This is a genomic window from Neobacillus sp. DFD-2R (genome assembly GCF_057747865.1).
In genome coordinates, this window is sequence record NZ_CM173228.1 from 2164143 (window position 1) to 2188519 (window position 24377).

At 38.9% G+C, this 24377-nt stretch carries 21 protein-coding genes, 1 rRNA gene and 1 pseudogene; 15 read left to right on the forward strand and 8 right to left on the reverse strand.

Annotated features, from left to right (window positions below):
• Window positions 1-472 precede the first annotated feature (472 nt).
• A complete protein-coding gene (locus AC3ANV_RS10900) occupies window positions 473-1228 on the forward strand; it encodes an amino acid ABC transporter ATP-binding protein (protein WP_488313612.1) in 756 nt (251 codons plus the stop codon).
• 1358 nt (window positions 1229-2586) lie between these two features.
• Here AC3ANV_RS10900 and AC3ANV_RS10905 read toward each other — a convergent pair.
• The gene (locus AC3ANV_RS10905; protein WP_488313613.1) at window positions 2587-2826 is read right to left on the reverse strand and encodes a hypothetical protein; all 240 of its coding nucleotides are present in this window, start codon (window positions 2824-2826) and stop codon (window positions 2587-2589) included.
• Between the two features lie 356 nt (window positions 2827-3182).
• Here AC3ANV_RS10905 and AC3ANV_RS10910 point away from each other — a divergent pair, with 356 nt between their 5' ends.
• From AC3ANV_RS10910 to AC3ANV_RS10920, 3 genes are read left to right on the forward strand one after another with little or no spacing between them, the layout of a single operon-like run.
• The gene (locus tag AC3ANV_RS10910) at window positions 3183-3827 is read left to right on the forward strand and encodes a hydrolase (protein WP_488313614.1); all 645 of its coding nucleotides are present in this window, start codon (window positions 3183-3185) and stop codon (window positions 3825-3827) included.
• Window positions 3824-4417: an antibiotic biosynthesis monooxygenase gene (locus AC3ANV_RS10915; RefSeq protein WP_488313615.1), complete on the forward strand. Its 594-nt coding sequence runs from the start codon at window positions 3824-3826 to the stop codon at window positions 4415-4417. Before AC3ANV_RS10910 ends, AC3ANV_RS10915 begins: the two co-directional genes overlap by 4 nt.
• A gap of 13 nt (window positions 4418-4430) precedes the next feature.
• The gene (locus tag AC3ANV_RS10920; protein ID WP_488313616.1) at window positions 4431-6266 is read left to right on the forward strand and encodes an amidohydrolase; all 1836 of its coding nucleotides are present in this window, start codon (window positions 4431-4433) and stop codon (window positions 6264-6266) included.
• On the opposite strand, the pseudogene AC3ANV_RS10925 reads toward AC3ANV_RS10920, so the two are convergent.
• Window positions 6263-6520, reverse strand: a pseudogene (locus AC3ANV_RS10925) (hypothetical protein); the annotation flags it as partial. The gene AC3ANV_RS10920 and the pseudogene AC3ANV_RS10925 sit on opposite strands and share 4 nt — an antisense overlap.
• A gap of 131 nt (window positions 6521-6651) precedes the next feature.
• Here AC3ANV_RS10925 and AC3ANV_RS10930 point away from each other — a divergent pair.
• The gene (locus tag AC3ANV_RS10930) at window positions 6652-8082 is read left to right on the forward strand and encodes an IS4 family transposase (protein WP_488309352.1); all 1431 of its coding nucleotides are present in this window, start codon (window positions 6652-6654) and stop codon (window positions 8080-8082) included.
• 291 nt (window positions 8083-8373) lie between these two features.
• On the opposite strand, the gene AC3ANV_RS10935 is transcribed toward AC3ANV_RS10930, so the two are convergent.
• Entirely contained in the window at window positions 8374-8724 is a 351-nt protein-coding gene (locus AC3ANV_RS10935; protein ID WP_488313617.1) for a hypothetical protein, read from the reverse strand.
• 280 nt (window positions 8725-9004) lie between these two features.
• Window positions 9005-9364 carry a winged helix-turn-helix transcriptional regulator gene (locus tag AC3ANV_RS10940; protein ID WP_488313618.1) on the reverse strand — a complete coding sequence of 120 codons (360 nt, stop codon included), beginning with the start codon at window positions 9362-9364 and terminating at the stop codon, window positions 9005-9007.
• A gap of 224 nt (window positions 9365-9588) precedes the next feature.
• Between AC3ANV_RS10940 and AC3ANV_RS10945 the strand changes: the two genes are divergently transcribed.
• A complete protein-coding gene (locus AC3ANV_RS10945; protein WP_488313619.1) occupies window positions 9589-10335 on the forward strand; it encodes an NADPH-dependent F420 reductase in 747 nt (248 codons plus the stop codon).
• A 229-nt stretch (window positions 10336-10564) separates the two neighbouring features.
• Here AC3ANV_RS10945 and AC3ANV_RS10950 read toward each other — a convergent pair whose 3' ends face one another.
• Window positions 10565-11794 (reverse strand): benzoate/H(+) symporter BenE family transporter, encoded by a 1230-nt coding sequence (locus AC3ANV_RS10950; protein ID WP_488313620.1) that lies wholly within the window; start codon window positions 11792-11794, stop codon window positions 10565-10567.
• 92 nt (window positions 11795-11886) lie between these two features.
• On the opposite strand from AC3ANV_RS10950, the gene AC3ANV_RS10955 reads away from it, so the two are divergent.
• On the forward strand, window positions 11887-12462 hold the full coding sequence (locus AC3ANV_RS10955) for a helix-turn-helix domain-containing protein (RefSeq protein ID WP_488313621.1): 576 nt from the start codon (window positions 11887-11889) through the stop codon (window positions 12460-12462).
• A 44-nt stretch (window positions 12463-12506) separates the two neighbouring features.
• On the opposite strand, the gene AC3ANV_RS10960 is transcribed toward AC3ANV_RS10955, so the two are convergent.
• Entirely contained in the window at window positions 12507-13022 is a 516-nt protein-coding gene (locus AC3ANV_RS10960; protein ID WP_488313622.1) for a VanW family protein, read from the reverse strand.
• A 230-nt stretch (window positions 13023-13252) separates the two neighbouring features.
• Between AC3ANV_RS10960 and AC3ANV_RS10965 the strand changes: the two genes are divergently transcribed.
• Window positions 13253-13540 carry a DUF3231 family protein gene (locus AC3ANV_RS10965; RefSeq protein ID WP_488314186.1) on the forward strand — a complete coding sequence of 96 codons (288 nt, stop codon included), beginning with the start codon at window positions 13253-13255 and terminating at the stop codon, window positions 13538-13540.
• Window positions 13541-13678: 138 nt separating this feature from the next.
• On the opposite strand, the gene AC3ANV_RS10970 is transcribed toward AC3ANV_RS10965, so the two are convergent.
• Both AC3ANV_RS10970 and AC3ANV_RS10975 read right to left on the reverse strand, forming a co-directional pair.
• Window positions 13679-14902: an IS110 family RNA-guided transposase gene (locus AC3ANV_RS10970; RefSeq protein WP_488314187.1), complete on the reverse strand. Its 1224-nt coding sequence runs from the start codon at window positions 14900-14902 to the stop codon at window positions 13679-13681.
• Complete coding sequence (locus AC3ANV_RS10975; RefSeq protein WP_488313623.1) at window positions 14889-15047, reverse strand: hypothetical protein; 159 nt, start codon at window positions 15045-15047, stop codon at window positions 14889-14891. The genes AC3ANV_RS10970 and AC3ANV_RS10975 overlap by 14 nt, the downstream gene beginning before the upstream one ends.
• Window positions 15048-15362: 315 nt before the next feature.
• Between AC3ANV_RS10975 and AC3ANV_RS10980 the strand changes: the two genes are divergently transcribed.
• From AC3ANV_RS10980 to AC3ANV_RS11010, 7 genes are all read left to right on the forward strand, one after another.
• Window positions 15363-16742 (forward strand): sigma-54 interaction domain-containing protein, encoded by a 1380-nt coding sequence (locus tag AC3ANV_RS10980; protein ID WP_488313624.1) that lies wholly within the window; start codon window positions 15363-15365, stop codon window positions 16740-16742.
• A 281-nt stretch (window positions 16743-17023) separates the two neighbouring features.
• A complete protein-coding gene (locus tag AC3ANV_RS10985; RefSeq protein ID WP_488313625.1) occupies window positions 17024-18130 on the forward strand; it encodes an iron-containing alcohol dehydrogenase family protein in 1107 nt (368 codons plus the stop codon).
• A 24-nt stretch (window positions 18131-18154) separates the two neighbouring features.
• Window positions 18155-19147 carry an ABC transporter substrate-binding protein gene (locus AC3ANV_RS10990; RefSeq protein ID WP_488313626.1) on the forward strand — a complete coding sequence of 331 codons (993 nt, stop codon included), beginning with the start codon at window positions 18155-18157 and terminating at the stop codon, window positions 19145-19147.
• A 127-nt stretch (window positions 19148-19274) separates the two neighbouring features.
• A complete protein-coding gene (locus AC3ANV_RS10995; protein WP_488313627.1) occupies window positions 19275-20072 on the forward strand; it encodes an ABC transporter permease in 798 nt (265 codons plus the stop codon).
• Window position 20073: 1 nt separating this feature from the next.
• The gene (locus AC3ANV_RS11000) at window positions 20074-20925 is read left to right on the forward strand and encodes an ABC transporter ATP-binding protein (RefSeq protein WP_488314188.1); all 852 of its coding nucleotides are present in this window, start codon (window positions 20074-20076) and stop codon (window positions 20923-20925) included.
• A gap of 65 nt (window positions 20926-20990) precedes the next feature.
• Window positions 20991-22316: an aspartate aminotransferase family protein gene (locus tag AC3ANV_RS11005; protein ID WP_488313628.1), complete on the forward strand. Its 1326-nt coding sequence runs from the start codon at window positions 20991-20993 to the stop codon at window positions 22314-22316.
• 361 nt (window positions 22317-22677) lie between these two features.
• Window positions 22678-24227: ribosomal RNA gene (locus AC3ANV_RS11010) — 16S ribosomal RNA — on the forward strand.
• The last annotated feature ends 150 nt before the right edge of the window (window positions 24228-24377 follow it).

Sequence of the window (24377 nt, forward strand, 5' to 3'; positions counted from 1 at the left end):
ATCTTTGGATTAATAGCAATGGAGGATATAAAACACCCGATATTAAGGTATTCAAGTATTTAACAGCCTTTGTACAGTCTATAGCCGAAAAATCTAATATAGATAATGTGAATTTTCACAAAGAAATAATTAATGGGCTTACGTACTATCAGTTTTGGATTACACATAAATGATAATGGGTTTTATCATTGAAGAGATAATATTTCTTCTTCAACAAACGGGCGCGTTTGTTCAACAATGGGGTTGCTACGGCAGCCCTAATCTTCCACTAACGATTCAGTTTAGAGTACAAAAAAAAGAAACGGATGGGTTTTCCGTTTCTTTTTTTTCAACTAAGTTCAGTTTACCTTTCATAAAAAAGCTTAACCCTTTTGAATAAAACAGCAAGTGGAAACCTTATTTAAGCTGTATGAAAAACGGTTAAGGAAGTATAAAGCAGCCGCTGCCTAAGATCATGATTGGAGGCAAAGTCATGTTAGAGATTAAAAATATCCACAAGTCCTTTGGTAAGAATGAGATTTTAAAAGGAGTAGATTTACAGATTGATAGGGGTGATGTGGTTGTCATTCTTGGCCCGAGTGGCTCTGGTAAGACCACATTGCTTCGGTGCATTAACTTTCTTGAACGGGCCGATCAGGGGAAAGCCATTTTTGGTGATATTCATGTAAACCTTAAATCAGCAACCAAAAAACAAATACATCAAATCAGGCAAAAGATTGCTTTTGTGTTTCAGAATTATAATCTATTTACGAATAAAACAGTATTAGAGAATGTGACAGAAGGTCTTATCATTGGAAGAAAGGTTCCGAAAGCAGAAGCCAATGAGCTCGGGCAACAGGCCTTGGCGAAGGTCGGATTGGTAGATAAATTGAATTCCTACCCTAGTGAACTGTCTGGAGGGCAGCAGCAGCGGGTTGGCATTGCAAGAGCGATTGCGTTAAATCCAGATATTATTTTATTTGATGAACCAACGTCTGCACTGGATCCAGAATTAGTCGGTGAAGTCTTAACCGTCATGAAAAATATTACAAAAGAAGGAACAACCATGTTAGTGGTGACGCATGAAATGTCTTTTGCAAAGGATGTAGCTAACCGAGTCATCTTTATGGATGGCGGTGTGATCGTAGAAGAGAATTCTCCAAAGGAAATTTTCTCAAGACCAAAAGAAGAAAGAACGCAGCATTTCTTAAGACGGGTCATACCTGAGGATTTTATTTATAATATTTAATGAATGAGAAACATCTAGAAATGGAGGTTTTTCTTCATTGCTCCCATCACAATGTCTTGTAACTAATACTTTAATCTGATTTGGTATAAAAAGATTAATGTTTAATGATTTAGTTATAATTATATTTATTGGTTAAAATTAACTTTCATGTAAACGTGGATTAGAAAAAAACAAATTAGATGCATGGGTCTGGTATCTAGGTTTAGCATTATAAGGTTCATTGTCAAAATACAAGAAATGTCGTTTATCTGAATTTTTTTCAAAAAAATTGTCCACTAGGTTTAAGGCTACCTAATGGACTTTTTTTATTACTAATTATTCTATGCATCATTCTTTTTACAAAGCTCGAAAGAGTGTTCAATGAAAAATAAAAACATTGTATCTTTAAATTTGTTCCACTCTAACAATGACTATAAAAAATGGACACACTTTTGGTCACAACTTGGTCACATGTTTTTATATATAATTAGATAAGAATAAATGATATATGACTAGTTAAAAAGTGTATTAAAACAAGACTTTACGCTATTATATAAAACTACATGGAATCAAAAGAGATATCTTCCCTCTAACTTCAAAACCGCTTGAGGCCTGCGTGCCAGGGTCTGGTGGGTTCGATTCCCACGCAGTACCGCCAATTTTCAGCGTCATTACGCTATTTATCCGACGATTGACCCGTTAGCTCTTACGGTTTTCACCCAGTTTCACGAAAGACCGTAATGGAATGATGGTTTAGACTGTTTTAATAGTCGATCGGAACCGTAAAGGTTAGAATTCGTCCTCTTATGCAGATTTTAGACTGTTGAAAGGGGATTTTGGACAAACTGTAACAATTGAATGGATGGACGGGACACTGAATCTTTTATATTCCTTAGTTTACAAGACACTTATGGAACTGTATCAGATAGGAAGGATAATAGTATTATAATTCCGCTTTACAATGTAAAGCACATTATAGCTTAAGATAAACGTCACTTTAACTGGTGGTGTTTTTATTTTTGTATTCATAAGGAACGTTAGTTCGTTAATAATGCAGGCAGGGGTTTAATGCAATAGGATCGCGAGAGGCGTTCCGTCTATTGTATTAACAAGAATCGCCACGCTCCACTGAACCAAAAATAGCTCTATGAAACATAACTTGAAGATGAAGTTTATAATCTAGTAGGGGAAGAAGAGCCGACAAAACGCAGATAATATACGTAATACATTATTTGGAAGATGAAACCCTGATTTCCTTATGCTAAGCAAATTCAAACCTAAAAAAGCCGATTCCTGTGTACGGTTCATAAGAATCGACTTTTTTTATTTATCTAGTTTCACTAACGCACCCGTTACTTTAAGTGAGGTCCTTCACAACCTCAATTATCCCAAAATTTATCATTAGTAATGAGATTAACAATTTCTTCAAATGTTTCTAACGCATTTTTCTCGTTTGCATAACCTAATTCGATGATTCGAACTGGAGAAGGTGTCGGACTACTTCCATCTTGGGAACAAGGAAATACATTTATTCTAAATAATTTATGTTCCCAACAGAAAAGACCTAATACCCAATGTGAAGCAAATCGATAATCAGGAGTTACTTCGTCCTCGTTCAATGCAATATAATCCTTTTCTCCTATTGGAAAATATTATTAAATTGGTTAAAATTTGTGAATAATTTACACGGAATTTACGGGAATAATTATTTTAATTTACAAATCATTCTTATACTATGATTGTACCTAGGAGTTGAACAATTTGCTAGAATTGCAAATTGTTGGATTTTCCTTGTGCGATTTAATTTTTTAATTATTCTAAATATTGTGGGTATAATGATGAAAGCGAATAGGTTTAAAAAAATAGTGGTGGGCACAGCATTACTAATGTATAAATAATTGCTTTCAAAAATATATTTATTTAGTTCCAAAAAATTATTATGTTTGAAACAAAATTAAAAAAGGAGTGTTTTATTATGAGTAATTTAGAATTGTTAACACCGGAGAACAGTGCACTAATTTTGATCGATTTTCAGCCTCAAATGACTTTTGGAGTTGCAAGCATTGACAGACAAACATTGTTTAATAACGTTATATTGCTTGCTAAATCAGCAAAAGTTTTTAACGTACCTACTATTCTTACTACAGTTGAAACAGAAAGCTTTTCTGGTTATTTTTGGCCACAAATTCTTGACATATTCCCAAACAATGACCTTATAGAACGTAGTTCAATGAACTCTTGGGAAGATTCAAAATTTGTTGAGGCAGTTAAAGCAACAGGTAGAAAGAAATTGATATTTGCAGCACTTTGGACTGAAGTTTGCCTTACATTCCCTGTGCTTGAAGCAATTAAAGCTGGCTATGAAGTTTATGCAGTTGAAGATGCTTCAGGTGGTACTAGTTTGACAGCACATAACGCTGCTATGCGTCGTGTAGAACAAGCTGGAGCCAATCCAGTGACTGCAATTCAAGTTTTACTTGAATACCAACGTGACTGGGCACACAAAGACACTTATGATGCTGTTATGGAAATTGTAAAAGAACACACTGGCGCTTATGGTCAAGGCGTGGAATACGCGTATACTATGGTACATGGCGCGCCTGCAAGCAGAAAAATATGAAACAAGAAGGAATAACTGACGGAGTAACTCACACAGGGAACACGATGGATGCTGGCGGTCCAGTAACAACGATTGTTACATGGAAAATTCAAGAAGGTAGAGAAGAACAGTTTGAAGCGTGGAGACATGAAATCGAAGCTGCCGCTACTAAATTTCCTGGGCATTCGGGCGTAAATCTAATAGTCCCCAATAACGGATCCAGAGAGTATACTGTTATTTTTCGCTTTGATACGTATGAGCATATACGTGCTTGGCAAGAATCAGATATTCGTCGAGATTTGTTAAAAAAGGCAGAACGATTTCAAGCTACTAATCCAACTTACAAAACTGAAAGCAGTTTGGCGTATTGGTTTGTTACTCCGAAAACGCCAGTTCCACCGCCAACATGGAAAATGTCTATTGTTACCGTTCTTGGTGTATGGCCTCTCAGCATTTTGGTTCCTATGGTGTTAGGACCGATTATAAAAAATATGAATCCCATTATGTCAGCTTTTTGGGTTTCTGTATGTATAGTGTCCTTGCTATCATGGGTAGTAATGCCGATTCTCGCTAAAATATTTCATCCATGGTTACAGAATAATAGGAAGTAGACGAGGTGTGAATATGAATTTACCGGATATGATCTTATATAACGGAAAAATCACTACCCTTGACCCATCTCAACCTGAGGTATCGGCTATCGCCATAACTGATGGTTTAGTCACTGCCGTAGGTGGAGATGAGCTTCTTGATAGTGCCACAAAAAAAACCCAAAAAATAGACCTTAAAAGAAAAAGAGCTATTCCGGGCTTGAATGACTCTCATATACACGTTATTCGTGGTGGTCTTCATTATAATATGGAATTGCGCTGGGAAGGTGTGCCATCACTTGCTATTGCTCTGGAAATGCTTAGAGAGCAGGCAAGGCGTACACCTGCTCCTCAGTGGGTAAGAGTAGTTGGAGGTTGGTCTGAATTTCAATTTAAAGAAAGACGGATGCCAACTTTGGAAGAGATTAATGCTGTTACTGAAGACACGCCTGTCTTTGTGCTACATCTGTACGATAGAGCACTTGTAAATCGTGCAGGGCTGCGCGCACTGGGATACACAAAAGATACCCCAGACCCTCCGGGTTGTTTAATTGAGCGGGATAAACGAGGTAATCCAACGGGTCTTTTACTTGCCTATCCTAACGCTTCTCTTCTTTATTCAAGTTTGGGTAGAGCACCAAAACTTAATTTTGAAGACCAGATTAACTCAACTCGCCATTTTATGCGCGAATTAAATAGATTAGGTATCACAAGTGCCATTGACGCAGGTGGTGGATTCCAAAATTATCCTGATGATTACAAAGTTGTTGAACATTTAGCCGAGAAGGATCAATTAACTTTGCGCATTGCGTATAATCTATTTACGCAAAATCCAAATCATGAATATGAAGACTTTGCTTCATGGGCAAAAATTGTTTCTCCGGGTCAAGGAAATGATAAGTATAAAATGAATGGTGCCGGAGAAATGTTAGTATTCTCGGCTGCCGATTTTGAAAAATTTCAAATGCCGCAGCCCGAACTAACTACGGTGATGGAAGCTGACTTAAAGAAAGTAATTTCTCTATTGGTGGAAAACCGTTGGCCATTCCGTTTACATGCAACTTATGAAGAGTCAATAACACGTTTCTTAAATGTTTTTGAGGAAGTCAACAGAGAAATTCCTTTTAATGGTCTACGCTGGTGGTTTGACCATGCAGAAACAATCTCAGATCGTAGTATGGAACGTGTTAAGGCTTTAAATGGCGGTATTGCCATCCAAGACCGCATGGCTTTCCAAGGTGAATATTTTGTTGATTTATACGGAAAGGAAGCTGCAAAGCGTACTCCTCCGATTTATCGTATGCTAGACCTGGGTATACCTGTTGGCGCCGGTAGTGATGCAACCAGGGTTTCCAGCTATAACCCTTGGGTTGCTCTTTACTGGATGGTTGCCGGAAAAACCATTGGTGGTCTTTCGATATACGATGAAAAGAATAAACTTGACAGAAAAGTAGCCCTGGAGCTATATTCCAAAGGAAGTGCGTGGTTCTCTGGTGATGAAGGTAAAAAGGGAACGCTTGCAGTAGGTCAGTTTGCTGATATAGTTGTATTGTCTGCTGACTACTTTACTGTGCCAGAAGAAGAAATCAAAGACCTTGAATCCTTACTCACCATTATGGGTGGGCAAGTTGTTTATGGAAATGATGAATTTAAAAATTTATCACCTGAATTGCCGCCAGCATCACCTGATTGGGCACCGACGGGAGTATATGGTTATGGTGGAGCTAACCTATCCAACAATATACTTTCTCACGATGCCCATGATCACAAGTCACATCGTTGCAGTAACCCTCTCCATCAACACACTCATACTGTAATAGGAAAAGATGGAACTAAATGGGGTATTGGTTGTACTTGCTTTGCTTTCTAATAAGGGTTTGGGGCAGAGGACGGACCCAAATAGTAAGTACTTTGAAATATGGAGGGTCGATAGCTACGTCTGGGTGATGATCTTAAACCAACAACGTTAAATAATGACGTAGCAAATGAAATCTCCTTAAAAGAGAGGGTTGTCCAACGCATACCATGCTCTTCCTTAGCATCCGCAAATACACGTTCAAACGTCTCTTTACTTCTTGCGTAAATGCTTTTATTCTCTTGTGTGTGACGAAGATGGGGTCTCTCCAACATTTAGCGTATGTTTTCCGCTAAATGTTGGAGAGACCCCATGCCCATCAAGCTAAGACAAATCATTACCCCCATAACGAAAAAAACGCTATTCTTTCTGTAATATCATGGAAAGGATGGTGTTTTTTATGTGTAGCGAGGTTTTAAATGAATTGACTTTGTTTTCTCAGGAATTGCAACGATCTTTGTCCCCACAATCTCTGCAACAGCTGGCTAGAAAAGTGGGCTTTGTTCAAAGGACAAGTAAGTATCAAGCTAAAGATTTAATAGCGTTATGCGTGTGGCTAAGTCAAAAAGTAGCGAGCACTTCCTTGACTCAGTTATGTAGTTCTTTAGAATCTTCAACGGGTGTCTTGATCAGTCCTGAAGGACTCAACCAACGATTTAATCCATCGGCTGTTAGGCTTCTACAACATGTATTCACTTCCTTGCTTACTCAAAAGCTATATACCTCTCAGGCTATACCTCATCGTTATGTTGCTCAGTTTCAACGTATACGAATCTTGGATTCTACTACCTTTCAACTTCCAGATATGTTTGCCTCAACTTATCAAGGATCTGGAGGGAGTAGTCATACAGCTGGCGTAAAGATTCAATTAGAATATGATCTTCTCAGTGGTCAATTCATGCATGTTCACTCGGGACCAGGTAAACAAAATGATCGAACCTACGGTTCTACTTGCTTACAAACCGTACAAACTGGTGATTTATGCATACGTGATTTAGGTTACTTTGACCTGAAAGATCTCCATCAAATGGATGAGAATGGAGCTTATTATATCTCTCGCTTAAAATTAAACAATCGGATTTATTTAAGGAATCCTGAACCGGAATACTTTAAAAACGGAACAATCAAAAAGCAAACTGAATATATTCAACTGGATTTAGAAGAGATCATGAGTCAATTAAAACCGGGGCAAACCTTTGAAATCACTGACGTTTACATTGGCCAGTATCAAAAGTTGACGGCTCGAGTTATTTTCCACCGACTGACCGAAGAACAAACCCGAAAACGATGGAAAAATCAAGCGTTAAAGGAGAAAAAGAAAGGGATTGTCATGAAGGAACGGAGTAAACGATTGAGTGCGATGAATGTATACATCACCAATGCACCACCCAAAGATGTTCCAACGGAACACGTTCACGATCTTTACTCATTACGTTGGCAAATCGAATTACTCTTTAAAACATGGAAATCCTTCTTTGAAATCGATCATTGTAAAGAGATCAAAAAAGAGCGATTAGAATGTCATCTCTATGGTCAACTAATTGCTATCCTCCTTTGTTCATCTACCATGTTTCAAATGCGGCAGCTACTCCTCACCAAGAAAAAACAAGAAATTAGCGAATATAAAACCATTTATATCATCAAAGATTATTTTTTATTACTGTTTCAATCGATACAAAAAAGCACCCAAGAGCTATCAAAGGTCCTGTTTCGCCTGTTTGCCCTCCTACAGAAAAACGGGCGAAAGTCTCATCGATACGAGAAAAAGACAGTCTTTGATATTTTGGGTGTTGTCTATCAGTATACCATGGGTCAAAAGAAAGCAGCATAATTTAAAAAAATAGCCTGTTCCAGGCTTATTTTGGCATGTCTCTCTTTAGAAGTATAGACATCACTTTACAGAAACGTCTCTATTCTACGCATTTATTAATATTAGCTTGATGGGCATGTGGAGAGACCCCTTATTGAATTTATCATTAAAAATTCAACAGAAATTGCCTATTCCCTTCTTTCACTAACCTGCCCCGATAGTTGAACATCAAAAAAAGGCTGCCGCAGCAACCCTCTGTTCAACTATCGCACCCGGTAGTTGAATAACTTTACTCTGATAAATTAAAACGTATTACTTATAAAATCTAGAGTTAGAATCGTCCATTTCTTTTAAAATAAATTTTGCTTGTAAAGAAAGTAATTTATTAGTGGAAGTCTTATAGACATTTTCCACCGCCTCTTTTGCTTCATCTTGGGCTATTGGAAAAACATTTACGGCGACTGCCATTTTTACATATTCATTCTGATGATTCAAATAAGGTATTAAAGTATCTAACCCGTAGTTATTTTTTATTTTTTGCAACAGTTGGTTTGATTTTTTATATAGTTTGTTGGACAACTTAGCATCGCCCGAATCGGAGGCTTCCCCATTTTTCATCACTGTATCAAAATATAATATAAGAAATTCATCAAGCGTTTTCATAATGCCTCCTAACTCAAATTACTGATAAGTCATCTATTTCGACATCGAATAACAATATTCCTTGTTTAACTAACCTGCCCCGTTAATGGTATATCAAAAAAGTTCGCCACAGCGATCAATCTTCAACTCAAGCACCCGTTACTTTAAGTACATTTCTTCACAAACTTTTATCTTAAAAGAAAAAGTTGCCTTTTGAACGATTTCTCGTCCCACAACTTTTACTTTTTCCACATTTAATTTTTCATTTCTGTGGGCTAACGATGGATGTGACCACTTTTGTTTAGTCTGCTTGCTCCCCAAACTTCTTTCCGAACGCTTCCATCATATCAATAATAGGAATGAATTCTTTCCCTTTTGAGGTTAATGAATACTCTACACGAGGAGGTACCTCTGGATATACATTGCGATTAATTAAACCATCTCTTTCTAGCTCTCGAAGTTGCTTTGTAAGAGAACCTTGTGAAATATCCCATAAAAAAGCTTTGATTTCACTATAACGACGTTCTTTGGACTTTAAAAACCAAAGAATGAGATATTTCCAACGCCCTGAGAGTATGTTTTGGGTATAGGCAATGCCATAAACTTCTCTTTGTTCCTTTATACACTCTTTGTCAAATCCATCCTTACATATCCTAGACACCTTTTCACCAGCTTTCTACTGTTAAGTACAAAAAAATGTACTACGTCAATTATTATTGCCTACTTCAAAAAGATGAGAAATCATTTTATTCTAGTATGTGTAACAGAAATACTCAATACGTTTTTATTATCTAATGAATATATATTTACGGTTGATAAACATATGATTTTGTAACTTTAGCCAGACTAATTCTTTTATATAAAAATTCTTTAGGAGGAACAATAATGAGATTTGGAATTATAGGTGCAGGACCAATTGGGTCAATTATTTCTAAAAAATTAGTTAAGAATGGACATGATGTCAAAATTGCAGATGCACGAGGAATTGAACGTTTAGAAGGAAAAGAGCTTGCTGGAATACCTGTACGTGTAGAGGATGTAATTACAAATATTGATGTTCTTATAATATCTATCCCTTTACACGCACTGCCAAGCATTCGGAACATTATCAATCAAGTCGGGGAGAAAGTAATCATTGTAGATACTTCAAATTATTATCCATATAGAGACGGCAAAATTGACGAAATCGAGAACGGGATGGTTGAAAGTGTTTGGGTTTCAAATCAATTAGACAGACCTGTCATTAAAGCTTTCAACAACTTATTAGCCTATACTTTAGAAAATGAAGGAACATCCAAAGATTCTAGTGGACGAATTGCGATGGCAGTTTCTGGTAATGACCCATCACAAAAACAGGTAGTCATGGACGTAGTAAACGAGCTAGGCTTCGACGCAGTAGATAGTGGTTCTTTAAGTAACTCTTGGAGACAACAACCAGGAACTCCTGCTTACTGCACAGAGCTAACAAAAGATGAGCTCACGAAAGCGTTGAAAAAGGCAAATAAAGAAAAAGCACCATTACTACGGGACAAGGTGATGGAAAGGTTCGCAGAGCTCCTTGCTGAAAAAAAAGAAGTTGAAATTTCACATAAAGATATTGTGAATTTAAACAGAGAAATATACAATTCATAAAACAAAAGGTGCACTCGTTAGAGGCACCTTTTTGTATATCAATATATCCCCATAAAGTTGTAAAGGTATGTCTTACCTTTTTCCGCAAAACAACCCCAAATAATGTTAGTAATTCTGAGAGCTTACAAAGGTCTTTCCAGGACGATCTCAATTTTTTCTTGGCAGATATTACAAAAGGGGAATAATGATAAATGGCTTGGAGGAAACTCCAAGCCATTTTTTGTGACTATTAAAACGATTGAGTTGTTTGATCCTGTGAAGCAGAAGGTTTTAAATCTGTTCGATCTAAGAAGAAGGAAGCTAAGGTTCCTCCAACCAATCCCCAAAAAGGTGCCCCGATATGAAAGAGAGAAATTCCAGAAATCGTAATCAAAAATGAAAATAAAGCACCTGTTTTAAAACGCCCTGAAAAGCTCGTCTTCAAAGAGTCAATCAGGACATTAATCATGGCCAGCCCGCCCAGCATTTTAATTAATGAGGAGGGAATCAAATGGGGAACGGCTGCCGCCATTGGTGCAAAAACAGCTAATAAACATGACAAAATTCCTAATACGATTGCAGCGGCATAACGATTTTCTTTCAATCCAGATTCTTTACTTGCTAATAAGGCAGTCATTGGACCGGCAATACAAGCAGAATGGCCGCCCATAAATCCATTGAGAATCGATCCAATCCCGCTCCAACTCGTCATAGAATTAATGGGCGGGAGATAATTCGCACTCTCCAGAACAGCAATTCCTTGAGCATTTTGTATTGCGATGACCGTAAGCACTAACGGAATAACCAGTTCTCCCATCACAGATAGATTAAAGGAAGGAAAGACCACGTGCGGTACCGCCAAAGAAAATGATACACCATGAACTTGAATTCCTGGTAATACTTTTAATAAAACAATAGATGTGAGAATAGCCCCAACAATGGGAGGAAATTTTTTTGACAGCTTTCCGAAAAAAGAAAGAACAAGAAATACTAGAAAAGGAATTCCATTTAACAAGGGATTGTCGAGAACAGAACGAAACATATCTGTACCAAAAGGAAGAAGGACGCCGGAAACCATTCCCATCATGACTGGCATAGGAAGGACCTTCATTAATTTATCGATCATTCCAGATATTCCTAAAAGAAAAATGACGATGCCTGTCACGAGATAGGCACCAACTACCTGGCTAAATGTGTAATGAGATAAGGATGCTCCGACAAGAATTGCACCAGGAATCGAAAAAGCATATCCAATCGGCTGGCGGTAATAAAAGGAGAGACCAATCGATAGCAATCCCCCAATTCCATAAATAGCAAAGATCCAGGATGTAATCGCTGAATCAGATAGGTGGCCTTTCGAAGCTGCTTGTAAAACAATCAGTAATGGTCCAGTTGCGCCGAATAGCCAGGCCACAAAACCATTTGAAATATTTCCAATCGATAATAATCGGGGAAATTCAACAATATTCTTCTTCCACAAAGTACTCACTCCTAAAATAAGCTACAGTATAGTATACTATATTAAAACTGATAAAATGTATATAAAAATATACAAAAAATATGGAGGACCGAATGAAGGGATTAGAAGATGAACAAACAAGAAAATTAATTCAACAAATGGGCGGGCTGCTTCGGAAAATTAGAAGCGAACAAAAATTGAGCCTCGAGGAGCTTGCCGAAAAAACAGGTGTTAGCAAGCTCACGTTAGGAAAGATTGAAAGGGGAGAAACGAACCCCACATTAGGAGTTGTATGGAAAATTACAGAAGGGTTATCGATCCCTTTAACAAGAATTTTAGTAATGGACGATCATGTCGATCTTTCGAGATGTGGAGGGGGCTTCATGATTTATGGGCCAGACCAAACATGGAGAGTAGAGACAGTTTTTCGGAATACAGATGGACCAACAATGGAAATATATCGAGCATTTCTTGAACCGCAAGCCATGTACTCGCCGGAGCCGCATCATAAAGGAGCAATGGAATTTGTGACGGTAATGAGGGGAAATATCAGCTTTAAAGTAGAGGAGAGGGTATACCAACTCAAACAGTTTGATTCCATTAAGTTTGAAGCTGCGAGCAAACATCTTTATAAGAATATCGGTGATGAAGAGGCCGTGTTACATGTAGTGGTGAGATATCCTTCTTAACACTTCAAAGATTAAATTTTCCATAAAAACCCAAGTGAGTAACCTCACTTGGGCATGTAATTTCGATCCTTTGGAAGAGATGGAACATTTTTAGGTCTATAAGTAATGACATCAGAAGAATAAACATTAACAATCAATTTGTCCTCTAGTGTTTTCGCCTGAATGAGGATAGGCTGGTTGTAATTATTTTTAAAAATTAAATCAGGCCCATTCCAGCTCACTGTGGCATCTCGTCCAGGAGGAACGTATGAAACTTCCCTGCTGTGTGAGGAGCGTTGAATCAGATTTATTCCCGCATTATCGACAGTATTGAAAAGGGTGGTAGATACTTGACAAATTCCACCGCCAATATCTTCGGGAAATTCTCCTTTAATAATCACGGTTGCAGGTCTATATCCTTTTTCTGCAGTTCTTTTTCCAACCACTTTATTAAACGAGAATACTTCACCAAGGAACAGAACATAGTTATTTATTGCTTCTGCAGAAAGTATGGAGAGGGGGTTATTACTGTTGTTTAAAAAAGAGGAAAAAACCTTAGAATTTATAGCATGGTTTGGCATTGGGAGTGCCATTCTTACAAGTATCTATAGTCTTATCATAATCAGAATGTTAAATTCTATCCAAGGAAACAGATAGGATTTATTCAATTTCTAAAACAAGTGTGGCAGGGGCACCCCTGTCTTTTTATTCGCAGAACTACCCAAAAAACTGAATCTAATTTTGTCTGAGAGCCTTTCTCCAACATCATTGAGTAGGCTTTGTTATTTAACGCAACTATTCAGAAAGTAGTATCCCTGCTCCTAAAGCTTGGGGTACAGAAGTAACAAAATCTCCATCACCGCCATACTCTGAAAAATTAATGATGTTCTTAGTAGGAGCAATATCTTCCATAGGCATTGCAAATTATGGAGGTTCTATGTCCCTGTCTTTAAGACACGATCTTCCGTTAAAATATGCTAAGATGCTTGCTGATTCCGGCTCCTATGCAGAAGATGGTGCGAGTATTATGATAAATAACGGTTGGTTTGAACGACCTCCTCAGACTATTAATAGAAGAGAATTAAAAAATATTAAATAAAAAAGTTATCTTGTTCAACTATCCTGAAAATAAAAAATGGGAAAAGAGTGTTTTAGACAATAGGAAACTAGACCCCAGTAAAATCCAATTTTTTTAAAAGATCTGGATGGGGTAACTAACTATATTTTTCAACTATAATTACGCAATAGCTTCAATTGTAACCTTACAGCCAAGAGTCTCTAATCGCCTTATTGATTGTTTAATCACGATTTCTTTCTTTCGTCTGTCGAAGTAATCCGCTCCCAACTCAATATATGGAACTCTTTTGTTTAACATGTGATAAGCAATGGTTAAAATGGTATGTCCAACCGCAACTGCTGCCCGTTTTTTCCCAACTCTTGCTGATAAACGTTGGTATTGGGATGAAAGATAGGTATTTTTTGTCCTTGCAGCTGAATGTGCTGCTTCAACAAGTGCTGCTCGTAATTTTTTATTTCCTTTTCTCGTTTTTCCAGACTTTTTTTTTCCAGCACTTTCATTGTTACCTGGAACCATTCCAGCCCATGAACATAAATGAGGAGCTGAAGGAAATTGCTTTGAAATATCTATGCCAATACCAATCTCAGCCATGAGCTGTTCAGCGTGACCTCGACCTATTCCAGGAATAGAATCAAGTAGTTCAATATCTTCTTCATAAGGTTGCATTCGTTTCGTTACTTCTTCGCTCAACAATTCAATTTGTTGATCCATAAAATCAATGTGTGAAAGTTGGGTTTTTAACATCATTTTTTGATGGGGTCCAACGGATCCTACTAAAGCACGTTCTAAATCATCCTTTTTTTTCTTCAATCTTGCTTTAGCTAAGTTTGATAACGTCTCTGGATTATTGACACCATTAATAATCGCTTCAATTATTGCTCGACCTGATACACCCATAATGTCAGTCGCAACCGAAGAAAGTTTGATATTGGCACCTTCTAACACCTTTTGGATTCTACTAATCTCCCTAGCCCTTTCTTCAATGAGACTTCGTCTGTATCGAACTAACTCACGCAACTCTCTTTGCTCTCGATTAGGAATATAACTGTGTTGAAGTAGACCATGGCGTAGCAATTTCGCAATCCATTCTGCATCTTTAACATCGGTTTTACGACCTGGTACAGCCTTAATATGAGCAGCATTTACAACCATCGGTTGTATTTCCTCTAGTTCTAATAGATTGTAAATGGGTTTCCAATATACGCCTGTACTTTCCATCGCAACGTGAGTACATCGTTTACTTTTAATCCAATCTACCAATTCGAAAAGATCATGTGTCATAGTGCCGAAGGTTTCGATTTCTTTCCCTTTTTGTGTAATTGCGCAAGCAGTTATACTTTTTTTGTGGACATCAAGTCCACAACAGCGATTATATACAATTATAAAAACCCTTCCTAGGCTGAAGTAAATTAGGGCTGGGAATGCCTAATTTAATGCCAATTTGAATCAAGGTGATTCTAAGTGACTTAATCACCTCTAGCAATTCTTTTTTTGATACCCTCTCATCAATAATTAGCATTGAATTCATTCCAATCTCCCCTAAATCAAATTTTATAATACCAATATTGCTATTTATAAAGTGATGATAACACAGTAAACACTATGCGCGACTTGTTAATTGTGAAAATAAATTGACAATTACAAACCACCCTATTCTTTTGTTTATATTTGGGTTCACGTTCACTTTTTCTAATGTTGTGTATACAATTTTGAATAAAATATTCGAAATTGTATAAAAATTGTCTATTGTTTGATATAACTAGGATAGAAGAGAATTTTACAAAGAAATTATTCGGTTATGAATAATTTCTAGGAGGAAAAGAGAATAGGAGAGTGGGTTTTTTTGAAGGATGAAAAAAATTTTTGGAATGAAAGTGAAGCAATTCTTCATTCTCTGCAAGATGATATTTTAGTAACGAATACAGATGGCATTATTTTAAGAGTAAGCGAAGCAACTGAAGCAATTTATCAGATGAATTCCAATGAAATGATTGGCCGGTCCGTGTATGACCTAGAGAAAGAAGGTGTGTTTACACCGATTTTGACACCGATTGTCATAAAGGAAAAAAAGAAAATTACCCTTGTTCAAACAACCATTGATGGAAAAAAGCTGTTGGTAACAGGTATTCCTGTTTTTGACCAGGATCATAAACTAGTTCGGATTGTTAGTTTTTCACATGATGTCACTGAGTTACTTAACATGAAAAAATACCTGATGGAAATGGAAGACGAAATGGAACGGGTTAAAAGTGAGCTTGAACGGCTTAGAAACCTTCATTTTTATACTGAAGGCATGATTGCTACCTGTGATGAAATGAAGAAGGTCCTTCACCTAGCCTTACAGGTGGCTGAGATCGATGCAAATGTCCTGCTGCTTGGCGAATCCGGAGTGGGGAAATCCCATATCGCTAAATTTATTCACAATAAAAGTCCGAGAAAAGACGGCCCGTTTATCGAAGTAAACTGTGGAGCGATTCCCGAAACTCTTTTTGAGGCAGAGTTTTTTGGTTATGAATCCGGCTCCTTTACTGGTGCAAATACAAAGGGCAAGGTAGGTTTAGCAGAGCTTGCAGAAGGTGGAACGTTATTTTTAGATGAGATTGGTGAGTTGTCCTTAGCCAATCAGGTGAAGATATTGAAGTTTATTCAGGAAAAGCAGTTTTACCGGGTTGGCGGAACAAAGCTGAGAACGGTTGATTTTCGAATTATTGCTGCGACGAATAAAGATTTGGAGAAGGCAATTGAAGAAAAGTCGTTTAGACAGGATTTGTTTTTTCGATTAAATGTAGTACCCATCACGATACCGCCGTTAAGGAAGCGGCCTTCGGATATCATTCCGTTAGTGGATTATTTTTTAAAGTATTTCTTAGAAAAGTACGGCCGTGAGCGCAGCCTTGATGAAGGCGTTATTCATTTGTTATTAGCGCAACAATGGAAGGGGAATGTTCGGGAGTTAATCAATTTAATTGAACGGCTTGTTGTTACTTCCTCAAAACATCTAATTGAAATAGAAAACCTTCCCGAAGGTTATCGAAAAATGTTATCAGATGTTTCATTGTCTGACGACAGAAACCGTCCATTGGTTGAGATTCTTGACAGCGTAGAAAAACAGGTGCTAATCCATGCTAGGAAACGATACAAAACAACCATTCAAATGGCAAAGGCCTTAGGAATTAGTCAACCATCAGTAGTCAGAAAAATTAAAAAATATAAAATAGAGTAAAAATGGCACAGAACTTGCATGATAATAGGTAACAAGTAAAAAAATAAGAGGTAATGGAGGGTAGTTAAATACCGTAAAGATATCTTTACTTCTCTTTATTCAACGCTTGCTAGAAAATAAATATATTTAAATAAGAAAAAACACATTCTTCCATTTGTAATTTATTGAATTATCGAAGTATTTGAATGTTTTAAAAATATATTGACGTAAAAAAGTTAAAATTTTATATTTATAGATAAATATTTATTTTTATACAAAAAATGGAATAAGGGGGAAGGGTTTTGAAGGTAACAGTAGGGCCAGCACAATATTTTCGAAGGTCGGGTTTAATAAATGAAGCGGGATCATACATAAAAAACTTTGGAAAATCCGCTGCTCTCATTGGCGGACATACAAGCTTAGAAATTGTAGAAGAATCATTAAGACAAAGTTTAAAAGAGTACCAGATTTCTTTGGAACATTCACTATGGTACGGTGGTGAATCTTCTCAAACGAATATTGATCGACTTTGCGAAGAATTAACTTCCCAAAACTTCGATGTTATAATTGTTGCCGGCGGAGGGAAAGCCATTGATACGGTTAAAGCCGTTGCCTTTCGGCTCAATAAACCTCTGGTGGCCATACCAACAATTGCTACGACCTGTGCAGCTGCTACACCTATTTCGATACTTTACAGTGATGAGGGGGAATTTATCGGAATCGGTCGGGAATCAAAAGCACCTGATTTGGTGTTAGCAGATACAGCCATCATCGTAGATGCACCCGTTCGGTATTTGATTGCCGGTATAGGCGATACGTTGGCAAAATGGTTTGAAACGAAGTCTTCGGTGAAAAAAGTGGTACCGACAGCTATCAATCAGACGGCTATTGCAATCGCAGGTCAGTTATACAAAACATTGCTCCAAATTGGGAAAGAAGCAGTTCATTCCGCAGAAAACCATCGCATAACAAAAGAATTAGAAGATGTAATTGACGCTGTTATTTTAGTTAGTGGAAGCGTCAGCGGGTATGGTGGTGACGATTGCCGTACTGCCGGTGCTCATGCTATTTATTCAGGTTTAACCATTTTTCCGGAGATTCATGAAACCTATCATGGCGAAATTGTTGCCTTCGGAATTTTAGCCCAGCTGTGTATGGAAGGTGCGGGAAAAGAAGAACTGAACACTTTAATCAGCTATTACAAGGAAATAGGTCTTCCTTATACATTAAAGCAAATGGGTATTGAGAATTTAACGGATCATCAATGGAAGGAACTTGGAGAAATCACCGTTACAATTGAAGATATGGCTAATATGCCATTTGAAGTCACACCGGCTATGGTGATAGAAGCTGCTCGAAGGGCCGATGAAATTGGAAATGAGAATTTAACCGCTCCTACTGCGTGTTAATAATAGAAAAAATAAGGGGGACTTATGATGAAAAAATGGTTAGTGATTGTCTGTTCGTTTATGTTGTTATTGGCGTTGGCTGCTTGTGGAAAGGATACTTCCTCCAGTACCAGTGATGGTAAGTCTTCAGAGCCGTTGAAAGTGACACTTCCTACCTGGACTGGGTATGGACCGCTGTTTTTAGCGAAAGAAAAGGGCTTTTTTAAGAAAAATGGTGTAAATGTCGATCTTTCTATTGTTGAAGGTTTAGGTGAACGTAAGCAAGCATTAGCAAGTGGAAAAATCGATGGTATGGCAACCGCTTTGGATGTCCAAGTTACGTTAGCGGCCTCGAATATCCCGGTGCAGGTAGTTTGGTTATTGGATGATTCACACGGCGGGGATGGGATTCTTGTAAAAAAGGGAATTAATAGTGTAAAAGACTTAAAAGGTAAACAAGTGGCATTTGAAGTCGGTTCAACAAGCCATATGCTGGCTTTACAAGCGTTGAAACAAGGTGGATTAACAGAAAAAGATGTGAAAGTCGTTCAGATGTCAGCCGGTGATGCCGGTGCAGCGTTTGCAGCAGGTAAAGTAGATGCAGCCGTTACATGGGAGCCTTGGTTAACAAAAGGTGCACAAGCCAACGGTAAAATTTTGTTAACAACAAAAGATTTACCTGGAATTATCGTTGATACGATCAGCTTCAAAGAAGACGTGATTAAAAACCGTCCGAAAGATGTGCAAGCATTTGTAAAAGCAATGGGTGAAGCAATGACTTACTGGAAAGAACATCCAAAAGATGCGGACGAAATTATGGCCAAAGGGTTAAAAATCGATTTGAAAGAATTTGAAGGCACGGTAACAGGCTTAAAATTCTTTGCACAAGAAGATAACGCAAAATTATTCGGAACGGCAAGCAATAAAGGATCGATTTATCAATCTGCGGAAAATGCGATTAAATTTTACAAGGATCAAAAGTTAATTACGAAAGAGCCAAAAGTGGATGATTTAATTAATCCAAGCTTCCAAAAGTAATAAAGGGTTTTTCTCTTTAATGATGTGAAGTTTTTAGTAGGTGCCTGACTCATGAAGGTTGTCATTCTCTCGTGAGTTAGGTCCTTTTTCAATAGCTAATAGAAGAATAAGAAATTAGGTGATATTAATGATAGCAAAATTGTTTACTCCTAATAAAGAAATATCAAAATCACTTTATTCATCGGCCGGCTTTATTACCTTTATTATTTTTCTAGCAGTATGGTCAGTATTGAGTTACGGAGGAATTGTTAATCCTTTATTTTTACCAACTCCGACTAATGTGTTGGCAACAGGTGCTGATTTGTTTATGCACGGGGATATCCTTTCCGATATCGGCATTAGTTTTTCAAGGGTACTGATGGGATTTTTGATCGCCGCAATAATTGGAATACCTTTAGGGATTTTGATGGGCTCATTGCGGATTATGGAAGGTGCTTTTGAACCGTTTATCGGATTTATTCGCTATATGCCGGCTTCAGCGTTTATCCCTTTATTTATTCTTTGGATTGGTCTTGGAGAGTCAGAAAAAATGGGCGTAATATTCTTTGGAACCTTTTTTCAACTTACTCTTATGGTCATGGACGTTACGAAAAATGTCCAAAATGATTTAGTAGATGTTTCTTATACATTAGGGGCGAAGAAGGCCCAAGTTTTTACAAAAGTAATTTTACCGGCTTCTTTGCCCGGAATTGTTGATACACTTCGGATTACCTTCGGATGGGCTTGGACGTATTTAGTAGTAGCGGAAATTGTCGGAGCATCCAGTGGATTAGGCTATATGATTATGCAAGCATCACGTTTTCTGCAGCCGGATAAAATCATCGTTGGCATTTTGATTATTGGTTTGCTGGGGCTTATGACAGATATTATCTTTAAAGCCATTTACCGTGCTTCATTTTCGTGGATGAGAAAGGATGGTTTGTAAGATGGTGACACCTGTTGTTAAAGAACTTGAAAAAATAGTTAAACCGCTAACGAAAGAAATGATTGTTCCACATATCGGAAAGCCGAAGTTAGAAATTAAAGAAGTAGGAAAAGTATTCAAGACGAAAAGAGGAGAAACAACAGCATTAGAAAAAACCTCTTTTACGATAAACGAAGGCGAGTTTGTAACGATTTTAGGTCCTTCAGGATGTGGCAAATCCACCGTCCTGCGGATTGTGGCAGGTTTGGAAGAAGCAACGTCAGGACAAGTCCTACTGGATGGGCAAGAAATCAATGGCCCCGGCCCTGACCGCGGAATGGTCTTCCAATCTTACACGCTCTATCCATGGTTAACTGTTAAGGATAATATTACATTTGGTCTAAAGTTAAAGGGAGTTTCCCAAAAGGAACGGGACGAGGTTGCAAGGCACTACCTTCAATTAATCGGCTTAGAGGGCTTTGAGAAACATTATCCAATTCAGTTATCAGGCGGCATGAAACAACGTGTCGCGATTGCCAGGGCATTGGCCAACGATCCGAAAATTTTATTAATGGATGAACCGTTTGGCGCATTGGATGCCCAAACCAGGAACATCATGCAGGAAGTACTGCTTAAGGCATGGGAAGAGTCGAAAAAGACAATTTTATTTATTACCCATGACGTTGATGAATCCATCTTCTTGGCCGATTCGGTATATGTGATGACCGCCCGGCCGGGACGTTTAAAGAAAAAGGTTCCAATTGCCTTGGAGAGACCAAGAGATTTCAGTGTCAAAGCTACAGTGGAATTTGCCGAATATAAAGAAGAATTATTGTCTCTTATTCGAGAAGAAAGCTTAAAATCTATTAAATAAAAGATAACGATTAATTAAGAAAATCTATTTAAGGGGATTGAAAAACGGATAAGGGGGTCAATTTTATGGAAAACAATTGGGGTCATCTAGTGAAAAATATGCCCAATCGATTAGCACCCAGTATGGCGAAGGATCATCCGAACCTGCCGGTTGTAAAAGAGGAAGGATGTTATTACTACGGGGTGGATGGAAAGAGATATCTGGATTTTACGTCGGGGATTGCCGTCACAAATGTCGGTCATCGTCATCCGAAAATTGTTAAAGCGATTAAAGATGCGGCTGATGGTTTAATGCATGGTCCTTCCGGCGTCATTATGTATGAATCCATTTTACGATTAGCAGATGAACTTGCAGAAATTTTACCTGGAGACCTTGATTGCTTTTTCTTTGCCAACAGTGGGGCAGAAGCCATTGAAGGAGCTATCAAACTTGCAAAGTATGTAACGAAGCGTCCTTATGTTGTTTCATTCACGGGTTGTTTCCATGGACGTTCATTAGGGGCATTAAGTGTTACCACCTCCAAAAGCAAATATCGGAAATATATCCAGCCATCAGGCCTTACATATCAAGTACCCTATGCAAACGTGAAAGAATGCCCGCCGGGTTTAGACCCGGAAAGCTATGTAATTGAAAAATTAGAAAAAGATTTCGCCTTGCTGTTCAGCCATCAAGTAACACCTGAGGAAGTAGCTTGTGTAATATTGGAACCGGTACTGGGTGAGGGGGGCTATATCGTTCCTCCGAAAGCTTGGTTGAAAAAAGTCCGTGAAATTTGTGACCGCCATAACATCTTACTCATATTTGATGAAGTGCAAACGGGCTTTGGCCGTACAGGAGAATGGTTTGCGGCACAAACCTTTGAAGTGACACCGGATATTATGGCGATTGCAAAAGGTATTGCCAATGGCCTCCCGCTAAGTGCAACTGTATCATCCATTAAATTAATGAAGCAGTGGCCGCTCGGCAGTCACGGTACAACATTTGGCGGGAACCCCATTGCTTGTTCGGTTGGATTGGCGGTATTGGAAGTGATGAAAGAGGAAAAACTTCTTGAAAACACAAGAGAAATGGGAAGTTATGCTGTTCAGCAGCTTGAACGTATTAAAGAAAGACATTCAGTTATCGGCAGTATTCGAGCTGTCGGATTAATGATTGGTATTGAAGTCATCGATCCTAAAACAGGGGAGCCGAATGGAAAGGGATTATTAAAAATTCTGGATTTAGCCCTTGAAAAGGGAGTGTTATTCTACCTTTGCGGAAACCATAGTGAAGTGATAAGAATGATTCCGCCATTAATCGTCACAAAAGAACAAATAGATGAAGGCTTGCAAATACTTGATGAAGCATTAACGGAATATGAAGCAACATTGATGAATCTTGTAGAAAATTAAATATATTAACCTTTTGGGCTGACTCAGTTGGGTCGGTCTTTTTTATCTGTTCCATTTAAGTATTATCATATTTTGCAAAATGGAAAAAATTACATTTGAACTGCTCCGCTAAACGATGTTATTATATAGAAGTTCCTTAATGGAGATGAAAAACGAAAACGAATTGTTATCTATTAAAATATTTGTTGGAGTTGACACTTAATTAGGAACGTGATAAGATAAATCTTGTCGCTTTTGAAAAACTAGTAATCTTGTTCTTTGAAAACTAAACAAACAAAATCGTGCAAACAAACAATAACTATTAGTAGATCTTTCGTAAGAAAGTGAAGCTAAGCCAACGTAACAAATGAGCTAATCAACTTTCTTGGAGAGTTTGATCCTGGCTCAGGACGAACGCTGGCGGCGTGCCTAATACATGCAAGTCGAGCGAATCTTTAGGAGCTTGCTCCTGAAGGTTAGCGGCGGACGGGTGAGTAACACGTGGGCAACCTGCCTGTAAGACTGGGATAACTTCGGGAAACCGGAGCTAATACCGGATAATCCTTTTCCTCACATGAGGAAAAGCTGAAAGACGGTTTCGGCTGTCACTTATAGATGGGCCCGCGGCGCATTAGCTAGTTGGTGAGGTAACGGCTCACCAAGGCGACGATGCGTAGCCGACCTGAGAGGGTGATCGGCCACACTGGGACTGAGACACGGCCCAGACTCCTACGGGAGGCAGCAGTAGGGAATCTTCCGCAATGGACGAAAGTCTGACGGAGCAACGCCGCGTGAGCGATGAAGGCCTTCGGGTCGTAAAGCTCTGTTGTTAGGGAAGAACAAGTACCGGAGTAACTGCCGGTACCTTGACGGTACCTAACCAGAAAGCCACGGCTAACTACGTGCCAGCAGCCGCGGTAATACGTAGGTGGCAAGCGTTGTCCGGAATTATTGGGCGTAAAGCGCGCGCAGGCGGTCCTTTAAGTCTGATGTGAAAGCCCACGGCTCAACCGTGGAGGGTCATTGGAAACTGGGGGACTTGAGTGCAGAAGAGGAAAGTGGAATTCCACGTGTAGCGGTGAAATGCGTAGAGATGTGGAGGAACACCAGTGGCGAAGGCGACTTTCTGGTCTGTAACTGACGCTGAGGCGCGAAAGCGTGGGGAGCAAACAGGATTAGATACCCTGGTAGTCCACGCCGTAAACGATGAGTGCTAAGTGTTAGAGGGTTTCCGCCCTTTAGTGCTGCAGCTAACGCATTAAGCACTCCGCCTGGGGAGTACGGCCGCAAGGCTGAAACTCAAAGGAATTGACGGGGGCCCGCACAAGCGGTGGAGCATGTGGTTTAATTCGAAGCAACGCGAAGAACCTTACCAGGTCTTGACATCCTCTGACACCCCTAGAGATAGGGCTTTCCCCTTCGGGGGACAGAGTGACAGGTGGTGCATGGTTGTCGTCAGCTCGTGTCGTGAGATGTTGGGTTAAGTCCCGCAACGAGCGCAACCCTTGATCTTAGTTGCCAGCATTCAGTTGGGCACTCTAAGGTGACTGCCGGTGACAAACCGGAGGAAGGTGGGGATGACGTCAAATCATCATGCCCCTTATGACCTGGGCTACACACGTGCTACAATGGATGGTACAAAGGGCTGCAAAACCGCAAGGTCGAGCCAATCCCATAAAACCATTCTCAGTTCGGATTGTAGGCTGCAACTCGCCTACATGAAGCCGGAATCGCTAGTAATCGCGGATCAGCATGCCGCGGTGAATACGTTCCCGGGCCTTGTACACACCGCCCGTCACACCACGAGAGTTTGTAACACCCGAAGTCGGTGGGGTAACCGTAAGGAGCCAGCCGCCTAAGGTGGGACAGATGATTGGGGTGAAGTCGTAACAAGGTAGCCGTATCGGAAGGTGCGGCTGGATCACCTCCTTTCTAAGGATATATGCCGGACATATGAGCCGGACAAAACAGTTTGTTTGAAACACGTTCTTTGTTTGTTTAGTTTTGAGAGAACAATTCTCTCGAAGCTTTTTTTATTCGTTCTTTGAAAACTGGATAATCGTAAAGAAGAAGTCAAAGTAA

Bases quoted from the DNA above. Each gene is read 5' to 3' on its own strand.
- AC3ANV_RS10945 (WP_488313619.1), top strand. From the start codon at position 9,589: ATGAGATTTGGAATTATAGGTGCAGGACCAATTGGGTCAATTATTTCT.
- AC3ANV_RS10915 (WP_488313615.1), top strand. From the start codon at position 3,824: ATGAAACAAGAAGGAATAACTGACGGAGTAACTCACACAGGGAACACG.
- AC3ANV_RS10935 (WP_488313617.1), bottom strand. From the start codon at position 8,724: ATGAAAACGCTTGATGAATTTCTTATATTATATTTTGATACAGTGATG.
- AC3ANV_RS11005 (WP_488313628.1), top strand. From the start codon at position 20,991: ATGGAAAACAATTGGGGTCATCTAGTGAAAAATATGCCCAATCGATTA.
- AC3ANV_RS11000 (WP_488314188.1), top strand. From the start codon at position 20,074: ATGGTGACACCTGTTGTTAAAGAACTTGAAAAAATAGTTAAACCGCTA.
- AC3ANV_RS10960 (WP_488313622.1), bottom strand. From the start codon at position 13,022: ATGCCAAACCATGCTATAAATTCTAAGGTTTTTTCCTCTTTTTTAAAC.
- AC3ANV_RS10910 (WP_488313614.1), top strand. From the start codon at position 3,183: ATGAGTAATTTAGAATTGTTAACACCGGAGAACAGTGCACTAATTTTG.
- AC3ANV_RS10930 (WP_488309352.1), top strand. From the start codon at position 6,652: ATGTGTAGCGAGGTTTTAAATGAATTGACTTTGTTTTCTCAGGAATTG.
- AC3ANV_RS10975 (WP_488313623.1), bottom strand. From the start codon at position 15,047: ATGAATTCAATGCTAATTATTGATGAGAGGGTATCAAAAAAAGAATTG.
- AC3ANV_RS10990 (WP_488313626.1), top strand. From the start codon at position 18,155: ATGATGAAAAAATGGTTAGTGATTGTCTGTTCGTTTATGTTGTTATTG.
- AC3ANV_RS10995 (WP_488313627.1), top strand. From the start codon at position 19,275: ATGATAGCAAAATTGTTTACTCCTAATAAAGAAATATCAAAATCACTT.
- AC3ANV_RS10920 (WP_488313616.1), top strand. From the start codon at position 4,431: ATGAATTTACCGGATATGATCTTATATAACGGAAAAATCACTACCCTT.
- AC3ANV_RS10955 (WP_488313621.1), top strand. From the start codon at position 11,887: ATGAAGGGATTAGAAGATGAACAAACAAGAAAATTAATTCAACAAATG.
- AC3ANV_RS10900 (WP_488313612.1), top strand. From the start codon at position 473: ATGTTAGAGATTAAAAATATCCACAAGTCCTTTGGTAAGAATGAGATT.